The following is an 18190-nucleotide window of genomic DNA, read 5'->3' on the forward strand; positions in this document are numbered from 1 at the left end:
GGCGGGGAAGGGGTGACTTAGGGTTTGCATCGCTACCGGCGATCCGGCACTTGCGAGGTAGTGACCGGCTTGGGGCCGGAACCCGGTTATCCGCTATCAGGATGAAGGCAGTACCGCCCGAGCGCCGCAGCTAGTCTAGGCAGGTTAGATGTGCACATTTGGGATAAAATAGATGACAGCCAGCAGCGTTCAAAATGTTTTCGCGACTGAGCGCATTGCTGCGCGGACTGGTGAAGCTTTACCGCCTGCCTATCACCGAATTGATGATCGCACGATCTCGTCGACATAGGTCTGCAGTGCCTTCTTCACGGTTTCACGCGGGCCGGTCATCGCTGTTTCTACCGGAGTGAGTCGGTTTGATTGGCCGTCTCGTTCGCCTGCTGCCTCACTGCATCTATCAGGTCTCGTGTCGCCTGAGCGACCTTGGCAACGGGTAGTCGATGAACGCAGTACACGCCGCCCGGATTGCCGGGCTTGCACAAATCGGGCGCAATGCACTGGCAAGGCAACGGCGGCTCAACGGTGCGGTGAAGCACCCCAAGAGGTCCCCAGATGTCGGGTGGCGTGAGGCCATAAAGGCCCACAACCGGGGTTCCGACTGACGCAGCCAGGTGCATTGGGCCGCTCTCGTTTCCCAGAAAGATAAATGCATCCGCAAGCAAAGCAGTTAATGTCTCAAGCGAGATCTTACCAACAACGCTCGCCAATGGTGACGCTGCCATGTCCAAGATTGTCTGCGCGGTTGGGCCTTCATTAGGTCCACCAACCAGTAGTGACCGCAGGCCCGTCGCGGCATAAACCTCGTCGATTATTGCAGCGAACCGTTCAGGTTGCCAACACCGCCCTTCGAACCTTGCTCCAGCGTGCACAGCGACGAAAGCTTTTACAGCCAGCTTGCTTTGCGCCAGAACCTGGGTAGACGCGCTTCGCCCAACCGGCGTGGGTTCAAGCCTCGGCGTCACTTCGCGTAATTCTATCCCAAGAGCTTCAAGCGGGGACAAATATCGGTACAAATAGTGCGCGCCTCCATGACCAAAGGTTTCAGCAAATATATTAGCAGGCTGACCTTCCCAAAACTTCAGGGGCTTTTCCGGGGGGTTGTACCCAACGCGCAGCGGAGCGCTGGTTGACCTGTGCAATATCCTTGACGTCTTCGAGTCAGTTACATCAATGGTGAGATCGAATTTTCGGCGACGGAGGTCAGCGACCAAGCTTGAATATTCCTTCATCCGCTGAAGCAGACTTCTACCAGCACTTCTACCGTCGAACCCGATGGCCACGTCCGCGATATTCTGGCTGATTACGAAGTCTCGCAGGCCAGGAGCGCAGAGCATGGCTATCGCAGCGTTTGGGTAAGCGAGGCGCAAATTTCGCACGAGCACCGAGGTCAGAATGATGTCCCCGATGTACTTCGTCTGAATAACGAGAATGGACTTGATAGTCTGCCGATCAACCATCGAGATATTCAGCACACCAACCTCCTGAAGGGCGGGTAATGTTGGTCGTTGGTCGGTTCGCATCTCCGAGAAATGGATATCTCATCGGAGCTAGATCATCCTTGCTATAGCGTTCGGGACAGCCCATGTTGCAAACTCCCCTAAGAAGCACTTGTCATGGCATCTGTCCCTGCCACAAGGGCAATCCAGTTTCCGCAGCGAAGTCCCTATCCTCTGCGTAGATTGGCTCGCCTCTACTCACTACCAGGCGAAGCAAATCCGCATCTTCGTCGGCATGATATCGAAAGGCATTTCGGGTGTCGTATCCATGCCCAGCCTGGGACAGGGAAAACCCGCTGACTACAACAGGGGCGAAACCGGCGAAACGCGTCAACATGATCGCGAAGGCTCCGGTGGAGATTTTCCGGTGCCAGCCGCGGGATACATGATATGTGCCGCTAAGCCGCCAGACGATGTTGGCAAGTTGCCATTTGGTGAGCGCCTGCAAGGTATCAAAACCATAATTGAAGGTGCGACAACCAGCTTTCAGCTTGTCTTCAACGTCCGGCCAAACCGGTACGATCAGATGTTTCGCCTGCCGTCCCTTTAACAAGTCGCGCTTGTAGAAGTCCTGTTCGCTCGCACCAACTAAAATGCCGCGGCGGATGACGGCGATATCAGGAAGGCGGAGGCCGAACGTTTCCGCCAAAAGCTGGGAAGCATTGACGGTCACAAGTGCCCAATCGACACCATGTCCCTCCGGGAGGCGAAAATTCGGCGCCGATCCCATCACCAAGGCGGGACCCGTGACCCTGGGCAACCGAAGAGTTGGCTTTGAGAAGATTGGCAAGAAATCCAAAAGCGGAGTTTTCATGCGGGAACCTGAACGGCATGTTCCTCAAACGCGCGCAGAATGCTCTCTTCTCGCCTCCACAATTCGTCCCATTGCGTGGTGCCGGACCAGCCCGCAAACCAAGGGCCGCCGAGCGTGTAGTGCGCCAGCGAGACATCGGCGGGATCGAGTTCCGAAGCCGAAGCCCCTACGAGGTAGTTCCATGCCAGAGGCAATTCCCCGATCTCGTGGTCCTCAAGCCATTTGAAGGCGTGGAGGTCACGTCCAGGCCACGTATTGAGCATCTCGTTGGTCAGCCGTTTGTTGGAGGGATGATCTAGATTCCACAAAACGACCGACGACCAGTTTTTGCGGCGATAGAACGTCTGCATTTGTCCGTCCATCTTGACCGCTTCGGATTCGCGTTGCTGGTGCTTAACCGCCATAATCGCGTAGGAAGGATCGACTAGATCGAGCAGCTTGGCTGGATCCTTCAGAAACAGGACATCACAATCGCAGAACATGGCCCAGCCGCCTTGCCTTATAAACGGAACGGCAAAGCGCGATATGGCAAACTCTGTCGCCATCGGTGCTTCGGAAATCGGGCACCAGAGCTTACCATCCCGTACCACCATCGGTCGCTTCATAATTCCTTGGGCTTCAAGGTCTTTGAGCACCAATGGTAGGATCTGCAACGGCGTGCTTGTCCGCCGATAAGCGCTCCATCGCGCTACGTCTAGAACGCGGGATTCCCGTGGATCATAGCCGATGTAGATTGGTATCATGCCGCAACCCCATAATTGTGCAAATTTACTCATATTAAGCAGGGAAGCACTGCAAGCGGAAGACCGAAGTACAGCGGATCACTTGGTCACGGTGGCGACCGTGCACGGTGATCGGCACCAAATGCGTATCGGAAAAGATCTCGGGAGAAGCGGGCCACGGCCTCTTCCCCGTCCTTGGCGTACCAAGGGCAAATCTTCGGCATTGCGCGTTCCTTTCAATCTGAAGTCAGCGTTCCGCGCTTGGTCCTACCCTCTGAAGTAGGTCGCCAACTGTTTTTCTCCACCTTGCGGAAGAAAGTCGGCAGAAGCAGCTATTCACTCCGCGTCGGAGCCCAAAATATCTTGACAGAACCCGGCCGCGGCTTGGCCGAGCCCGATCGTGTCTACCGGCTGTGGAACCTTGGCCCTGCAACGCTTTACGAGCGGGAACTAAGGACAAGCCGACATCACACATGGGTCACGGCTAGGTGCGGTCCTGGCGCACCCGTCACATCTGATGCGTCGTCACTAACGTCCGCTTTCGGCGGCGGCACAGCTGACTTCGATAATCGAGATGAGGCGCAAAGCGGCCGTCCAACCGTAGAGTTATGGACGTCTCTCTCGGGTCATTCGGGACGGCAGGCACTGACCAATGCCGGTTTCCCACCTCACCCATAGCACCCCCGCTCCACCGCCAGCCTCTTTACCAACCCCAGCACCCCATCGATAGCTGGCGTTGGCTTGCCCGTCAGCCGCCCAAGCTCCTGCACCGCGCCCACCAGCGCGTCGATCTCCATCGGTCGGCCGCGTTCCAGATCCTGCAGCATCGAGGTCTTGTGTTCGCCGACGTCGCCGGCGCCCTTGATGCGGCGGTCGACGTCGATGGGGAAGCGCACGCCCAGGCTTTCGCCGATTGCTTGCGCTTCCAGCATCATGGTGCGGGCGAGCTGGCGGGTGCCCTCGTCGGCGACGATCGCGGCCAGCGTGCTGCCGGTCAGCGCCGAGATCGGGTTGAACGAGAGATTGCCCCACAGTTTTATCCAGATCTCGCCGCGGATGTCGTCGCGCACCGGCGCCTGCAGCCCGGCCTTGACCATCTCCCCGGCCAGGAGTGTGGCCCGTTCGCTCTTCTCGCCCGAGGGTTCGCCGAGCGAGAAGCGCTTGCCCTCGACATGGCGGATCAGGCCGGGTGCATCGACCTCGACGGCGGGGTAGACCACTGCGCCGATGACGCGCTGCGGGCCGAGCCGCTCCCAAATCGAGCCGCCAGGGTCGACCTGATGCAGCCTGGTGCCTTCGAGCGCGCCGCCGGCCTTGTAGAAATACCACCAGGGAACGCCGTTCTGCATGGTGACAACCGATGTGTTCTCCCCAAGCAGCGGCGCGATCTGGTCGAGCGCGGGCGCGACGGAATGCGCCTTCAGCGCCAGCACGACATAATCCTGCGCGCCGAGATCTTCCGCCTTGGCGGCGGCGCGGACCGGGGCGGTCGTCTCCTTCCCGTCCTCGATCAGGCGCAGGCCATTTGCCTTGATTGCCTCGAGATGCACGCCGCGGGCGACGATCGACAGGTCGGTCCGGCCGGCGATGGCCAGCTTTGCCGCGAGATAGCCGCCGATGGCGCCGGCACCGAAGATGGTGATCTTCATCGTAGTGAGCCTTTGATTCTATGCATGTCGTTATCTCGGAACCGAGGGACGCTTCCAAGCGACATGCATTAGAGCCCGAGTTTGGCGGCGAGCCCAATGCGCTGCAGCTTGCCGGTCGCGCCCTTGGGGATCTCGTCCAAGATCAGCACCTTGCGCGGCACCTTGAAGTCGGCGAGCCGCATCGCGGCGTGGGCGCGGATTTCGCCCTCGGTTGCGCTCATGCCTTCGCGCAACACCACGGCCGCCGCCACCTCCTCGCCGAGCTTGTCATGCGGCATGGCGAAGGTCACCACCTGCGCCACCGCCGGGTGGTCCATCAGCACGTCGTCGACCTCAAGCGGCGAGATCTTCTCGCCGCCGCGATTGATGATCTCCTTCAGCCGGCCGGTGACCCTGAGATAGCCGTCAGCGTCGAGCACGCCCTGGTCGCCGGTGTGGAACCAGCCATGCGCGAAGGCAGTGGCGTTGGCGTCCGGGTTTTTCTCATAGCCTGACGTGACATTGGGTCCGCGAATGACGATTTCGCCGGTCTCGCCGGCTTCCACCAGCCGGCCATCCGGCGCCATGACCGCCACTTCGGGGCCGCCGGCCGCACCGACGCTGCCCGGCTTGCGCAGGCCCGGCGGCAGCCGGTTCGACGCCATCTGGTGCGCGGCCTCGGTCATGCCGTAGGATTCGATGACAGGGCAGCCGAAGGTCGCCTCGAGTTCGGCCATCACCTGCGCCGGCAGCGACGCCGAGGACGAGCGAATGAAGCGCGGGCGTGCCGCCGCCAGCGCTTCGGCATTGCGCGCCGCGCGCGCCAGGATCGCCTGGTGCATGGTCGGCACCGCCGTGTACCAGCTCGGTTTGGCGTCGCTCAGCCACTGGAAGAAGCGCAGCGCGTTGAAGCCCGGCGTGCAGTAGATGCTGCCGCCCGATGCCAGCGACGACAGCACCGCCGCGATCAGGCCGTGGATGTGGAACAGCGGCATGATGTTGAGGCAGCGGTCATCCGCCGTCAGGCCAAGCGTCGCGCCGATATGGCGGGCGGAGGCCGCGACATTGGCATGGCTGAGCGGCACCAGCTTGGGGCGTGAGGTGGTGCCGGAGGTGTGCAGCAAAAGCGCGATATCATCGTCACCAGCCATATCGGGCGCCGCTTGCGGTCCGACCGCGGCACCCTCGATGATGAAAGTGCCGGCAGGCGCATCTGGCGGCACGATGAGGCGCAGCACGCGGATGCCGAGGCGATCGGCAACGGTCACAGCCGGGCCGGCTTCATCGACTCCGACAAGGATCGCCTTGGCGCCGATATCGGTCAGGTAGAAATCGAGCTCGTCGGCCCGGTAGGCGGGGTTGAGCGGCGCCGTCGAGGCGGTGGCCGCCACGGCGACGAAAGCCGTCGCCATCTCAGGCCCGTTCGGCAGCACGATCGCCACCCTGTCGCCCCGGCCGATGCCGAGGGCATGAAGCTGTGTGGCCGTGGCGGCGATCAGCGCGCGCAGGCCGCCATGGGTGAGCGTGGGTCTGTCAGGAGCGAGGATTGCCGGCGCGTCGTCGGCGCCAGCGACGAGGCGGCGGGAGAGGTCTGTGTGGGTCTGGGTCATGGTCACCGGCTATGTTTCAGACGAGTGCTTGTGAAAGTCCAGTCGACGTTGGCGCCGCCCCCGCTCCGTCTCGGCTTCGCCGAGCCACCTCTCCCCCACGTTGTCCCACGTTGTGGGGGAGAGGAAACCCCGGCTTTCAAAGGTTGCGACCAATCATCCTGCCGTAAACCTCAATATCCCAGCGCCATCCCGTCCTTGCGCGGATCTGATGCCCCCGTCAGCGTTCCCTTGTCCCAGTCGATCAGCACCGCCTGGCCGCCGCCGAGCGGATGGTGCGGCTCGGTGATGGCATGGCCGCGCCGGCGCAGGCCTTCGATCGCCTCGGCGGGCACGTTGCGCTCGGCCTCCACCATGCCGTCATTGTAAAACACGCGCGGCGCGTCGAGCGCCTGCTGCGGGTCCATGCCGAAATCGATCATGTTGGTCAAAAGATGGACATGGCCGAACGGCTGGTAGCCGCCGCCCATCACGCCGAACGGCATCACCACGCGGCCGTTTTTGGTCGCCATGCCTGGCATGATCGTGTGCATCGGCCGCTTGCCGGGCGCGATGGCGTTGGGGTGCGCCGCGTCGAGGCGGAAGCTCGAGCCGCGGTTCTGCAGCACCACGCCGGTCTTCGGGCCGACGACGCCGCTGCCGAAGGAATAATAGGTCGAGTTGATGAAGGAGACCGCGTTGCGGTCGCGGTCGACGATCGAGATGTAGACCGTGTCGCTGCCGGGCAACTGGATGTCAGGCAGATGGGTCATGGCGCGCTCGCGGTCGATCTCGGCGCGCAGCCGCTCGGCATGGGCGGCCGAGAGAAGCTCCCTCACCGGCACCGGGACACGGTCCTGGTCGCCGACGAAACGGTCGCGGTCGCGATAGGCCAGCCGCCCGGCCTCGATCTCCAGATGCAGGCGCTCGGCGCCGTTGGGGTTGAGCCCGCCGAGCTTGAAGCCCGACAGCACGTTCAGCATCATCAGCGCCGTCAGGCCCTGGTTGTTCGGCGGCATCTGGTGAATCTCATGACCGCCATAGCTGACGCTGACCGGCGCCACATAGTCGCCTCGGGTCATGGCGAAATCTTCGGCCGTGTGCAGTCCGCCCAATTCCTTGAGCCGGCGCACCATGTCGTCGGCGACCGCGCCTTCGTAGAATCCGGCGCGGCCGTGCTTGGCGATTATCCGCAAGGTGGCGGCCAGCTCCGGCTGCTTGTGCACGTCGCCGGCCTTCGGCGCGGCGCCGCCGGGCAGGAAGATGCGGGCCGCGTGCTCGTCGGCGGAAAGATCGGTCTCCGGGTCGGCCCAGTCGAAGGCGACGCGGTCGTGCACGACATAGCCATTCTCGGCATAGTGGATCGCCAGCGCCAGCACCTCGGTCAGGCTCTTGCTGCCATAGTCCTCGAGCAGCCGGCACCAGGCGTCGATGGCGCCCGGCACGGTCACCGCATGCGGTCCCTGCTTGGGAAGCTCGCTAAAACCCTTGTCGCGATACCAGTCGACGGTCGCGGCCGCCGGCGCCCGGCCGGAGCCGTTGAAGGCCAGCACCTCGCTTTGTCCCTTGGGGCAGTAGAGGACAAAGCAATCGCCGCCTATCCCGGTCGATTGCGGCTCGACCACGCCCTGCACGGCGGCCGCACAGATAGCGGCATCAATGGCATTGCCGCCGGCGCGCAGCATCTCGATGGCCGCCAGCGTCGAGAGCGGGTGCGATGTCGCGGCAATCGCTTCCGTGGCACGAACCGGCGAGCGGCCGGGAAACTGGAAATCACGCATCTGGTCTGGATATCCCTAGGGTCACTTGAAGCGAATGGGTCCGATGAAATCAATGCCGGCGGCCGAAGATCTGCGCCAGCGACAACAGCAGGACCGAGAGCACGATCAGGCAGGTCGAGATGGCGGCGATGGTCGGGTCGATCTGGTCGCGCAGCGCGTTGAACATGCGGCGCGTCAAGGTGGTGGTCTCGCCGCCCGAGATGAACAGCGAGACGACAACTTCGTCGAAGGAGGTGATGAAGGCAAACAGCGCCCCCGAGACGATCGAGAAGCGGATCTGCGGCATCGTCACCTGCCAGAAGGCAGCGATGCGTCCCGCACCCAGGCTGCGCGCCACGCGCTCCTGGTTCATGTCGTAGGAGCGCAGGCCCGACAGCACCGTCAGCACCACCAGCGGCAGCGCCTGCACCGTATGCGCGATGACCAGGCCGGTCAGCGTGTTGTTGAGGCCGATGCGCGCATAGAGGAAGAAGGTGCCGATGCCGATCAGGATCACCGGGATGATCAGCGACGCCGTGAGCAGCGCGTTGATGGTGCCGTTGAAGCGCAGCGTACCCCTGTTGATGGCATAGGCCGCGGCGGTGCCGAGCGGCGTCGCCACCAGCGCGGTCATGACAGCGACCTTCACCGACACGATGGTGGCGTCACGCCATTCCAGCGACTGGAAATAGCTTTCGTACCAGCGCAGCGACCATTGCTGCGGCGGGAATTGCAGCAGCGTCGAATCCGAAAACGACATGATGACGATGATGACCGACGGCGCGATCAGGAACAACAGCACGAGGCCGCCGAGGCCGTAGAGCCACAGGCGTTGCCGGTGCGAGATCGGCAGGCCGATATCTCCGCTCATCGCGAACTCCATACGCCGGTGGCGCGCGCGCCGAGCAGCCACTGGAACAGGCCCAGAAGCGCGAGCGTGACCACCAGCAGCACCACGCCGAGTGCCGCACCCGCACCCCAGTTGGAATAGAGGCTGGTGGTCTGTTCCATGCGCATCGCCCACATCACCACCTTGCCGCCGCCCATCAGTGCCGGCGTGACGAAGAAGCCGAGGCACAGCACGAAGACGATGACCACGCCCGAGGCGAGGCCGGGCAGCGACAGCGGAAAGAAGATCTGCCTAAAGGTCGCGGCCGGGCCGGCGCCGAGGTTCATGCCGGCGCGCAGGCAGTCGGTGTCGATGGTCTTCATCGAGGCGTAGAGCGGCAAAACAAGAAACGGCAGCAATATGTGCGTCATGCCGATGACCACGCCTGAAAAATTATTGGCCAGCGACAGCGGCTGGCTGATCACGCCGAGGTCGATCAGCCAGCTGTTGATCAGGCCCTTGCGCTGCAGGATCACCAGCCAGGCATAGGTGCGCACCAGAACCGATGTCCAGAACGGCAGGATGACGAAGATCAGGCAGATCGAGGCGGCCCGGCGCGGCAGTTGCGACAGCATGTAGGCCAGGGGATAGCCCAGCAGCACGCAGGCGCCGGTAACGATGAAGGCGACCTTGAAGGTGGTGATGAAGGTCCTGATGTAGGAGGCCTGCTCGAAGAAGCGTGCGTAGTTGGCGGCGCTGAAGGCGCCGGTCTCGTCGAACAGCGACAGCCAGAACAGCCAGCCGATCGGCACGATGATGATGGCACAGACAAGGAACAGGCTCGGCGCCAGCAACGCCAGCAGCCGCAGTGACTCCCGCCGCGCATCGGCGCGTAGCTCTTGCGCGTTCAGATCCTGCCTCGCCGGGCCGGCGATCTCTTTCAGCAGGGCGGATTGCGCGCTCATCCCTCGGCCGCCACCAGGATCGTGTCCTTCGCATCGAGGCCGAGCGTGATCGGCTGGCCGGGCGCCGGCATTCTGGCCAGCACATCGCTGCGGCAATAATCGCGCAACGTCAGCTGGCGGCCGTCACTCAGGCTGGCATAGCAGACGAAACTGTCGCCCTGGTAGATGATATCGCTGACCGTCGCATCGAGCACATTGATGTCGGTCGACGGCTCGTCCGCGGTGACCAGCCGCAACTTCTCCGGTCGCACCACCATCAGATGCCGACCCGCCGGCGGTGTCGGTGCGCCGGTCTGGATTCGCCTGTCCTGATACCAGACCGACCCGTTGCGGCACTCGACGGGAATGAAATTCGATTCGCCGATGAAACCGGCCACGAATTGCGTTTTCGGCGCGACATAGAGGGTTTCGGGCTTGTCGAGCTGTTCGATGCGGCCAGCGTTCATCACGGCGATACGGTCCGACATGGTGATGGCTTCGCGCTGGTCGTGCGTGACATAGACCGTCGTCATGCCAAGACGGCGATGAAGCGCGCGCAACTCGATCTGCATATGCTCGCGCAGACCCTTGTCGAGCGCCGACAGCGGTTCGTCCATCAAGACGATGCGCGGCTCGAAGACGATGGCGCGCGCCAGGGCCACGCGCTGGCGCTGACCGCCGGAGAGCTGGTCGACGCGGCGCTCGCCCAAGCCCTGCAGCTTCACCAGCTCCAGCGCCTTCTCCACGCGCTGCGCCGCCTCGGCTGCCGCGACGCCGCGCTGCTTCAGTGGAAAGGCGATGTTGTGGAAGACATTCATATGCGGAAACAGCGCATAGTTCTGGAATACCATGCCGATGTTGCGCCTGTGCGGCGGCGTGGTGATGATCTCGTCGCCGCCGACCTTGATGCTCCCGCCATTGGCTCTGACGAAACCGGCCAGGATCATCAGCAGCGTCGTCTTCCCCGATCCGGAAGGCCCGAGCAGCGTCAGGAACTCGCCGGCTTCGACATCGAGATTCAGGTCGCGCAACACCGGCACGCTGCCAAATCGTTTCTCGATCCGGCGCATGCTGATCGGCAGCGCGGATGGTGCAATGGACAAGATCGTTTTCTCCTGGGCAGAGACTGAAGGAGCGGGGCGGCGTTTGCGCCGCCCCGCAATGTCAGGGGTCCGGCCTATTGCTGGATCAGGTTGTTGAACTTTTCCGTCGCCTCGACGAGGGTGTCGCGCCAGAACTCGGCATCCTGCAACACCTGCTTCTTGACGTTTTCGGGCGCCGAGTTGATGTCCTTGATCCGCTCGGGCGGGATCTTGCCGGTCTCGAAAGCCTTCTCGTTCACCGGCCCATTGTCGACATAGAGCGGCAGATTGGCCTGCAGCTGCGGGCTGACGAACATCGCCAGCGCCTTCATCGCCGCTTCCTTGTTCTTGGCGCCTTTGGGGATGACCATGCAGTCGGCGGTGAGCACGCCCTGCTCGAACGAGAAGCTGACCGGCGCGCCTGCCTTCTTCAGGGTGCCGGCACGGCCGTTCCAGATGCTCGCCATGTCGACTTCGCCATCCTTCACCAGTTGCATGGCCTGGGCGCCGGAGGTCCACCAGGCGTCGACATGGCCACGGATCTTGTCGACCGATTTCAGCGCGCCGTCGATGTCGACGGGATAGACCTTGTCGATCGGCAAGCCGGAGGCGAGTGCGGCGACGCTCAGCGTCTCCGTCGCCTGACTGCTGCTCAGCGCGCGCCGTCCCGGAAACTTCTCCACGTTCCAGAAGTCGGCCCAGGTCTTCGGGCCCTTGTCGCCGAAGACGTCGGTCCGATAGATCAGCACGACAGAGGTGTAGGAAATGCCGACCCAGTCGTCATGCACCAGCTTGGGGTTGATGCCGCTCTTGTCGATGATCCCGTAATCGAGCTTTTCGAACAGCCCTTCCTTGGAGCCGCGCGCGCATTCGTCGGCGCCCAGCTCGGTGATATCCCATTTGACGGCATTGCCGGTCACCTGCAGGCGCACGTCGTCGAGGCCGTTGGTGGTGTCTTCCTTGATGGTGATGCCGAGCGCATCGGCGGTCGGCTTGAAGAAGGCCTTGGTTTCCGCTTCCTGATAGGTGCCGCCCCACGAGGCGACGGTGATGGTGTCGGCGGCGAGGGCAGGCACTGCCACGGAGGCAATGAGGCCGGCTATCGCGAAAGTTCTAAAGTTCCTGTTCATTTCGGTTCTCCGACCGGTGTTCCCATTTGTTTTTGATTTGGCATGCGATTTTGTATACAATTTCGAATGTAGCCGAGAGATCGGTGTTGTCAACTCCGGCGAGGACGATCAATTCGACGCGATGGGACGGTGCCGCAGGGCGTGGCAAATTGCGCCGACTGCGACTACAAACGAGGCAATGTTCGGCTAAAGCAGCCGGAGAACTGGGGACGGGACTTGGCCAAGGAAACAAAAAATACGCTGCGCGACTCCGTCTATTCCGCGCTCAAGGCGATGATCGTGACCGGCCAGATTCCGCCGGGCTCGCGCGTCACCGAGAGCGATATCGCGGCCAAACTCAGTGTCAGCCGCACGCCGGTGCGCGAGGCCTTCAACCGGCTGGAGCGCGACGGACTGGTCACCGGCCGGCCGCGCCAGGGCTATGCCGTCACCGAGTTCGACATCAACATGTTCCGCGAGGCCTTCGACATCCGCGAACTGCTCGACGGCCATGCGACCGAACTGGCGGCGGCGGCTGCCACGGAGAAGGACAAGGCGCGGCTGCGTGCCATGCTGGCTGAGTGCGAGCGGCTGGCCGCCATTCCCGATCGCACCACGCGCGAAAAATTCCAGGAACTGGAGGTCGGCATCGATCTGCACCGCGTCATTGCCGAAATCAGCGGCAATGCGATGCTGCACGGCATGCTGTGCGGCATCCTCGACAAGTCCCAGCACTATGTCTGGACGGAACTCTTGTGGCTTGACGAATGGAAGATCGCCCGCGACGAGCATGCCGAGATCGTCGAGGCGATCTGCGCAAACGATATCAGCCGCGCCGGAACGCTGGCGCGCGCCCATGTACGCGGTTCGCGCGAGAACGTGTTGCGCCTGCTGCAGGCGAAATCGGACTATCAGAGTTTCCTGGCCAAGGCCTCCTGAGCGGGACAGCCCATTGGCGCCTACCAGGTCCAGCCGCCCTTTCCGAGCGTCGCCACCGCGTCGACGATGCGGGTGAAGCTCGCGCGGGCGCGGGCGACGCTGTGCCGGGCCCTGAGATAGCCGTGCACCAGGCCGGGTTCCTCGAACCAGGTGGCGCGCCCGCCTGCCGCGACGATGCGGTCGCGATAAGCCTCGCCATCGGATGACAGCGGGTCGCACTCGGCGGTCACCAGCACGGTCGGCGGCAGGTTGGCGAAATCGGCATCGGCCAGCGGCGACAGCGTGATGTCACCGGTCTGGTCCACGCCCCCGGTGCGGATGTGCTTGTAGAATTCAAGGTCGCGCACCGTCAGCATCGGCGCCTCGGCATGCGTCACATAGGAGCCGCGCGAGCGATCGCCGCCGAGGCCGGGATAGATCAGCATCTGGCCGACCGGCTTTTTCGCATGGCCACGCGTCGCGTGCGCAACGGCGGCGCAAAGGTTGCCGCCGGCGCTGTCGCCGCACAGCACCACCGGGCGGTCGGAGCCCCCCGCGGCCCATTCGAAGGCGGTCATCGCATCGTCGAAAGCGGCTGGGTGTAGATGCTCCGGCGCCAGCCGGTAATCGACCGAGACCACCTCATAACCGGTGCGGCCGCAAAGCTCGGCGCAGACATCGTCGTGGCTGTCCAGCCCGCCGAGGACGAAGCCTCCGCCATGGATGTAGAGCACCATGGCGGCACGGTCCGGCGTCGCGTTGCGATAGATGCGGATTGGGATGTTGTTGGCAGGTGTGGCGATGGCGGTCGTCTCGGCCGTCACGCCTTGCGGATAGCCGGCAAAGAACTCGCGGCACATGCGGTCATAGATCTCGCGCTGCCGCGCGATCGTGTAGTCGATCGTATCAGGCGGATAATAGGAATTGGTCCGCTCGATGAAGGCCCAGGTCTCGGTGTCTATGAGTTTTGCGTAGTCGGTCATGAACGGAGACCGGACAGCAATGAACGCGCCCAGGCGCCCCCCTCTGGCCTGCCGGCTATCTCCCCCTCAAGGGGGCAGATCGGATGTCGTCTCGGCTTTCGCCAACCGCCAACGTTTCCGGAAGAGCGCTGTTGGCAAGACCGCCGATCTGCCCCCTTGAGGGGGAGATGCCCGGCAGGGCAGAGGGGGGTGCCTGGCGCCATCATCTCCGAGTTATTTCCCCTTCCACACAGGCTCGCGCTTCTCCGCGAAAGCGCGAAAACCTTCCATACCGTCCTCCGACCCATAGAGCGCGTCGACGGTCGGCAACTGCCGGCGCGTCACCTTGTTCATGGCATCCTGGAAGGCCAGCGATTCCGCCACCCGCGCGGTCTCCTTGATCGCTGCGAACACCAGTGGCGGGCCGCTGGCGAGCAGCCGGGCGACCTCCCAGACGCGGTCCTCGAGCTTTTCCTTGGGCAGCACCTCGTTGACCAGGCCCCAGCGATGCGCCTCGGCGACATCCATCCAGCGGCCGGTGAGCAAAAGGTCCATGGCGACATGATAGGGGATGCGCTTCGGCAGCTTGATCGTCGCCGCGTCGGCCACCGTGCCGGCGCGGATTTCGGGCAGCGCGAAGGAGGAATGGTCGGAGGCGTAGATGAGGTCGCAGGACAGCGCCAGCTCGAAGCCGCCGCCCACCGCCATGCCGTTGACGCAAGCGAGGACCGGCTTGTTCAGATCGCGCAATTCCTGCAGGCCGGCAAAGCCGCCGACGCCATAATCGCCGTCGACCGCGTCGCCGCCGGCGGCGGCCTTGAGGTCCCAGCCGGCGCTGAAGAACTTGTCGCCGGCGGTCTTAACGATGGCCACGCGCAGGTCGGGATCGTCGCGGAACGCCTTGAAGGTCTCGCCCATCAGCCGCGAGGTTTTCAGGTCGATGGCATTGGCCTTGGGGCGGTCGAGCGTGACCTCCAGGATCGAGCCTTCGCGGCGGGTCGAAATGACGTCAGACATTCTTGTTTTCTCCCAGCACCATCAGCGCGTCGGCGATCCAGGCGCCCTTGCCTTGCGTGCAGACGATCAGCGGATTAATGTCGAGTTCCTCGATCTCGCCGGCATTCTCCTGCACGAAGCCGGCAATACCCGCGATGGCGTCGATAGCGGCCTGGACATCGGCCTTCGGCCGGCCGCGATAGCCTTCGAGCAGCGGGAACAGTTTCAGCCCGCGCAGCGCGGCCTCGATGTCGTCGCGGGTCGCCGGCAGCATCAGCGTGACGCTGTCGCGCAGCAACTCGACCAGCACGCCGCCGGTACCCAGCGTCATGACAGCGCCGAACATCGGGTCGCGTGTGAAGCCGACGAGCAGTTCGGCGACGCCGTCGCGCACCATGCGTTCGACATAGAGCCCGGTGCCGAGCGGCAGCAAGTCATGCGCTGCCGTGCTGACCGATTCGGCGTCCTTGAGGTTTAGCCTGACGGCGCCGACCTCGGACTTGTGGGTGACGCCAAGAGCCTTCAGGGCAACCGGAAAGCCGAGCGCCATGGACGAGATCACGGCCTCGACCGCATTGCCGGCCCGCTCGCCCTTGGGCACGGAAAGGCCGGCCTTGATCAGCCGCGCCTTGGCTTCAGCCTCGTCAGGTGTGACGCGCGGCACGTCGGATGCGCCGGCAGCCCTCGTGTCGACCGGCTGTGCCTGCGGCTCGCGCCAGGCCCAACCGATAAAGGCCGCCGCCTGCGCGGCGTCCATTGCCTCGGAAATGCCGAACAGCGGCACCATGCCACGCGCCATCAGCTCGGCCGTGTATTCCTCAGGCAGGTTCTCCGGCAGCGAGGAGACGATGGCACCATGCGCCTTGTTTGTCTTCAGCGCCGATTCGAAGGCGCGCAGCGTCGCCCACCAGTCGGTCACCGAGCAGCGGTCGGGGCGCGGAAAGTCGAGCACCAGCATGTTGAGGTCGAAGCCGCCCGACACCATGGCGGTGAAGGTGGCGGTCATTGCTGGCTCGTTGTTCCAGATGAAGGTGTGGTAGTCCAACGGATTGGCCACCGCGACCAGCGGCCCGAGCGTCGATTTGACATGGGCGCGATGGCTGTCGGTCAGCACCGGGAAGTTGACCCAGCGCCCTTCGGCGCTGTCGGCCATGACCGACGCCTCGCCGCCCGAACAGCTCATCGATGAGAGCCTGTACCCAGGCAGCGGGCCGGTGATGTGCAGCAGCTTCAGTGCCTCGATGAAGGCGGGGATGGAATCGACACGCGCGATGCCAAGCCGCTTCAGGAAGGCGCCTGAAGCAGCGTCCGACCCGGCAAGCGAGGCGGTGTGCGAGACGGTTGCTTGCCGCGCCTGTTCGGAGCGGCCGACCTTCATGGCGATGATCGGTTTTTTGAGCTCTCTCGCTCTGGCCGCCAGACGCTCGAAGCCGGCTACCGAATCAAAAGCCTCGATGTGCAGGCCGAGCGAAGTCACCCGCTCGTCCTCGATCAGGCCAAGCGCCATTTCCGACAGGCCGGTCTGCGCCTGGTTGCCGGCGGTCATCAGGAAGGCGATCGGCAGGCCACGCTTCTGCATCGTCATGTTGATGGCGATGTTGGAGGACTGGGTGATGATGGCAACACCCTTGCCGCCCTCGTCCAGCCTGATGCCACCATGCTGGTCGGGCCACAAAAGCGCACCATCGGCATAGTTGATCAGGCCATAGCAATTCGGCCCGATGATCGGCATCTGATCGGCGGCGGCAACCAGTTCGGCCTGCAGCCGTTCGCCATCCTCGTCATAGGCCTCGGTTTCGAGGAAACCGGCGGCAAAGCAGACGGCGCCGCCGGCGCCGCGCTCGGCCAGTGCCTTGATCACCTCGATGGTCAGGTGCCGATTGACGCCGACAAAGGCCGCGTCCGGCGCGCCGGGCAGATCCGCGACTGACCGGTAGGCCTTGCGCCCGGCAACCTCGTCCTTGGTCGGATGCACCGGCCAGATCTCACCGGCAAACCCCATCTTGATCGATTGCGCCACGACGGCGGCGGCCTGCACGCCACCGAACACGGCGATCGATTTCGGGCGCAGAAGGCGTTCGAGTTTATGCATGATCATCTTTTCGTTTTGAGCGCGATCTCAGGACAAACGATCCCGTTTGCCCGACAGAGCCGAATGCCGGTTTTGGCTATCATGCTCTAAGCACCGAACGGGCGCAGCAGCGCCCGCGAAATAATATGTCGCTGAATCTCCGACGTGCCTTCCCAGATGCGTTCGACGCGGGCGTCACGCCAGATGCGTGCCAGCGGCAGGTCATCCATCAGCCCCATGCCGCCATGGATCTGGATCGCCTCGTCGGCGACGAAGGCAAGCATTTCGGTGGCCTTCAGCTTGGCCATGGCCATGTCCTGGTCGGTGACAGTGCCCTGATCGTACTTCCAGCCGGCTTCGAACACCATCAGGTCGGCGGCCTTCAGTTCCGTCGCCATGTCGGCAAGCTTGAACGACACGCCCTGGAACTTGCCGATCTGCTGGCCGAACTGCTGGCGCTGCGCGGCATATTCGACCGCATGGCCAAGCGCCCGCTCGGCGCGGCCTAGGCAGGTGGCGCCAACCTGCAGGCGCGTCGCGCCGAGCCAGGAATTGGCGACATCGAAGCCCTTGTGCACCTCGCCCAGAACCTGGGATGCCGGCAGGCGGCAGTCGTCGAATTCGAGGATGGCGTTGGTATAGCCACGATGCGAGACGTTGCGATAACCGTCGCGCACCGTAAATCCCTTGGTGCCCTTGTCGACGAAGAAGGCGGTGATCTTCTTTCGTTTTCCACGCGGTGAATCCTCCTCGCCCGAGGCCATGAAGACGATGGCGAAATCGGCAAGATCGGCGTGCGAGATAAAATGCTTGGTGCCGTTCAGCACCCAGTCGTCGCCATCCTGCACGGCGGTCGCCTTCATGCCGCGCAGGTCGGAGCCGGCGCCGGGCTCCGTCATCGCCAGGCAATCCCATTTCTCGCCGCGGATGCAGGGGAAAAGGTACTTTTCACGCTGCTCCGGCGTGCCGGCGAGCAGGATGTTGGAGGGGCGCGCAACGCAGGTCCAGTGCAGCGCGTAATTGGCTCGGCCAAGCTCCTTCTCGTAGAGCAGCCAGGTCACCGTATCGAGCCCCGCGCCGCCGACATCGGCCGGCATGTTCGCCGCATAGAGCCCGGCCTCGATCGCCTTGGCCTTGATCTCTTCGATCAGCTCGCGGCGCAGCACGCCGGTGCGCTCGACCTCGCGTTCATGCGGATAAAGCTCGTTCTCGACGAAGGCGCGCGTCGTCTCGACAATGAGTTTCTGCTCTTCCGAAAGACCGAAATCCATGG

Annotated in this window: 15 protein-coding genes; 1 reads left to right on the forward strand and 14 read right to left on the reverse strand. The window is 63.4% G+C overall.

Features of this window, described 5'->3' with window-relative positions:
* Nucleotides 1–338: 338 nt before the first annotated feature.
* The 10 genes from FJ434_RS26980 to FJ434_RS27025 all read right to left on the reverse strand — a co-directional run bounded on the left by FJ434_RS26980 (nt 339) and on the right by FJ434_RS27025 (nt 11991).
* Nucleotides 339–1472, reverse strand: a complete 1134-nt coding sequence (locus FJ434_RS26980; protein WP_246678416.1) for a glycosyltransferase family 9 protein — start codon at nt 1470–1472, stop codon at nt 339–341.
* Between the two features lie 139 nt (nt 1473–1611).
* On the reverse strand, nt 1612–2310 hold the full coding sequence (locus tag FJ434_RS26985; RefSeq protein WP_140718552.1) for a hypothetical protein: 699 nt from the start codon (nt 2308–2310) through the stop codon (nt 1612–1614).
* The gene (locus FJ434_RS26990; RefSeq protein WP_224525446.1) at nt 2307–2945 is read right to left on the reverse strand and encodes a hypothetical protein; all 639 of its coding nucleotides are present in this window, start codon (nt 2943–2945) and stop codon (nt 2307–2309) included. Before FJ434_RS26990 ends, FJ434_RS26985 begins: the two co-directional genes overlap by 4 nt.
* Before the next feature lie 755 nt (nt 2946–3700).
* Nucleotides 3701–4681, reverse strand: coding sequence for a 2-dehydropantoate 2-reductase (locus FJ434_RS26995; protein WP_140752595.1), 981 nt, complete (start codon nt 4679–4681; stop codon nt 3701–3703).
* A gap of 68 nt (nt 4682–4749) precedes the next feature.
* The gene (locus tag FJ434_RS27000; RefSeq protein WP_181166141.1) at nt 4750–6270 is read right to left on the reverse strand and encodes an acyl--CoA ligase; all 1521 of its coding nucleotides are present in this window, start codon (nt 6268–6270) and stop codon (nt 4750–4752) included.
* 170 nt (nt 6271–6440) lie between these two features.
* Nucleotides 6441–8027 (reverse strand): gamma-glutamyltransferase, encoded by a 1587-nt coding sequence (gene ggt, locus FJ434_RS27005; RefSeq protein ID WP_140752599.1) that lies wholly within the window; start codon nt 8025–8027, stop codon nt 6441–6443.
* A 49-nt stretch (nt 8028–8076) separates the two neighbouring features.
* Nucleotides 8077–8877, reverse strand: coding sequence for an ABC transporter permease (locus tag FJ434_RS27010; RefSeq protein WP_140752601.1), 801 nt, complete (start codon nt 8875–8877; stop codon nt 8077–8079).
* Entirely contained in the window at nt 8874–9800 is a 927-nt protein-coding gene (locus FJ434_RS27015) for an ABC transporter permease (RefSeq protein WP_140509669.1), read from the reverse strand. Before FJ434_RS27015 ends, FJ434_RS27010 begins: the two co-directional genes overlap by 4 nt.
* Complete coding sequence (locus tag FJ434_RS27020; protein ID WP_140752603.1) at nt 9797–10882, reverse strand: ABC transporter ATP-binding protein; 1086 nt, start codon at nt 10880–10882, stop codon at nt 9797–9799. Before FJ434_RS27020 ends, FJ434_RS27015 begins: the two co-directional genes overlap by 4 nt.
* Before the next feature lie 74 nt (nt 10883–10956).
* Nucleotides 10957–11991 carry an ABC transporter substrate-binding protein gene (locus FJ434_RS27025; protein ID WP_140752605.1) on the reverse strand — a complete coding sequence of 345 codons (1035 nt, stop codon included), beginning with the start codon at nt 11989–11991 and terminating at the stop codon, nt 10957–10959.
* 216 nt (nt 11992–12207) lie between these two features.
* Between FJ434_RS27025 and FJ434_RS27030 the strand changes: the two genes are divergently transcribed.
* A complete protein-coding gene (locus FJ434_RS27030; protein WP_181166143.1) occupies nt 12208–12909 on the forward strand; it encodes a GntR family transcriptional regulator in 702 nt (233 codons plus the stop codon).
* A gap of 20 nt (nt 12910–12929) precedes the next feature.
* Here the strand turns inward: FJ434_RS27030 and FJ434_RS27035 are convergent, their stop codons facing one another.
* From FJ434_RS27035 to FJ434_RS27055, 4 genes are all read right to left on the reverse strand, one after another.
* Nucleotides 12930–13871: an alpha/beta hydrolase gene (locus FJ434_RS27035; protein ID WP_140752609.1), complete on the reverse strand. Its 942-nt coding sequence runs from the start codon at nt 13869–13871 to the stop codon at nt 12930–12932.
* A gap of 213 nt (nt 13872–14084) precedes the next feature.
* Nucleotides 14085–14867, reverse strand: a complete 783-nt coding sequence (locus FJ434_RS27045; RefSeq protein ID WP_140752611.1) for a carnitinyl-CoA dehydratase — start codon at nt 14865–14867, stop codon at nt 14085–14087.
* Entirely contained in the window at nt 14860–16938 is a 2079-nt protein-coding gene (locus FJ434_RS27050) for an acetate--CoA ligase family protein (RefSeq protein ID WP_140752613.1), read from the reverse strand. Before FJ434_RS27050 ends, FJ434_RS27045 begins: the two co-directional genes overlap by 8 nt.
* Before the next feature lie 86 nt (nt 16939–17024).
* A complete protein-coding gene (locus FJ434_RS27055; protein ID WP_140752615.1) occupies nt 17025–18188 on the reverse strand; it encodes an acyl-CoA dehydrogenase in 1164 nt (387 codons plus the stop codon).
* Nucleotides 18189–18190: the final 2 nt, after the last annotated feature.

The organism is Mesorhizobium sp. B2-5-13, from assembly GCF_006440535.1.
GTDB classification, from domain to species: domain Bacteria; phylum Pseudomonadota; class Alphaproteobacteria; order Rhizobiales; family Rhizobiaceae; genus Mesorhizobium; species Mesorhizobium salmacidum.

What these genes read in the sequence shown, in the direction of transcription:
- FJ434_RS26985 (WP_140718552.1), bottom strand. Translation starts at nt 2,310, where the DNA reads ATGAAAACTCCGCTTTTGGATTTCTTGCCAATCTTCTCAAAGCCAACT.
- FJ434_RS26995 (WP_140752595.1), bottom strand. Translation starts at nt 4,681, where the DNA reads ATGAAGATCACCATCTTCGGTGCCGGCGCCATCGGCGGCTATCTCGCG.
- FJ434_RS27000 (WP_181166141.1), bottom strand. Translation starts at nt 6,270, where the DNA reads ATGACCCAGACCCACACAGACCTCTCCCGCCGCCTCGTCGCTGGCGCC.
- ggt (WP_140752599.1), bottom strand. Translation starts at nt 8,027, where the DNA reads ATGCGTGATTTCCAGTTTCCCGGCCGCTCGCCGGTTCGTGCCACGGAA.
- FJ434_RS27010 (WP_140752601.1), bottom strand. Translation starts at nt 8,877, where the DNA reads ATGAGCGGAGATATCGGCCTGCCGATCTCGCACCGGCAACGCCTGTGG.
- FJ434_RS27015 (WP_140509669.1), bottom strand. Translation starts at nt 9,800, where the DNA reads ATGAGCGCGCAATCCGCCCTGCTGAAAGAGATCGCCGGCCCGGCGAGG.
- FJ434_RS27025 (WP_140752605.1), bottom strand. Translation starts at nt 11,991, where the DNA reads ATGAACAGGAACTTTAGAACTTTCGCGATAGCCGGCCTCATTGCCTCC.
- FJ434_RS27035 (WP_140752609.1), bottom strand. Translation starts at nt 13,871, where the DNA reads ATGACCGACTACGCAAAACTCATAGACACCGAGACCTGGGCCTTCATC.
- FJ434_RS27045 (WP_140752611.1), bottom strand. Translation starts at nt 14,867, where the DNA reads ATGTCTGACGTCATTTCGACCCGCCGCGAAGGCTCGATCCTGGAGGTC.
- FJ434_RS27050 (WP_140752613.1), bottom strand. Translation starts at nt 16,938, where the DNA reads ATGCATAAACTCGAACGCCTTCTGCGCCCGAAATCGATCGCCGTGTTC.
- FJ434_RS27055 (WP_140752615.1), bottom strand. Translation starts at nt 18,188, where the DNA reads ATGGATTTCGGTCTTTCGGAAGAGCAGAAACTCATTGTCGAGACGACG.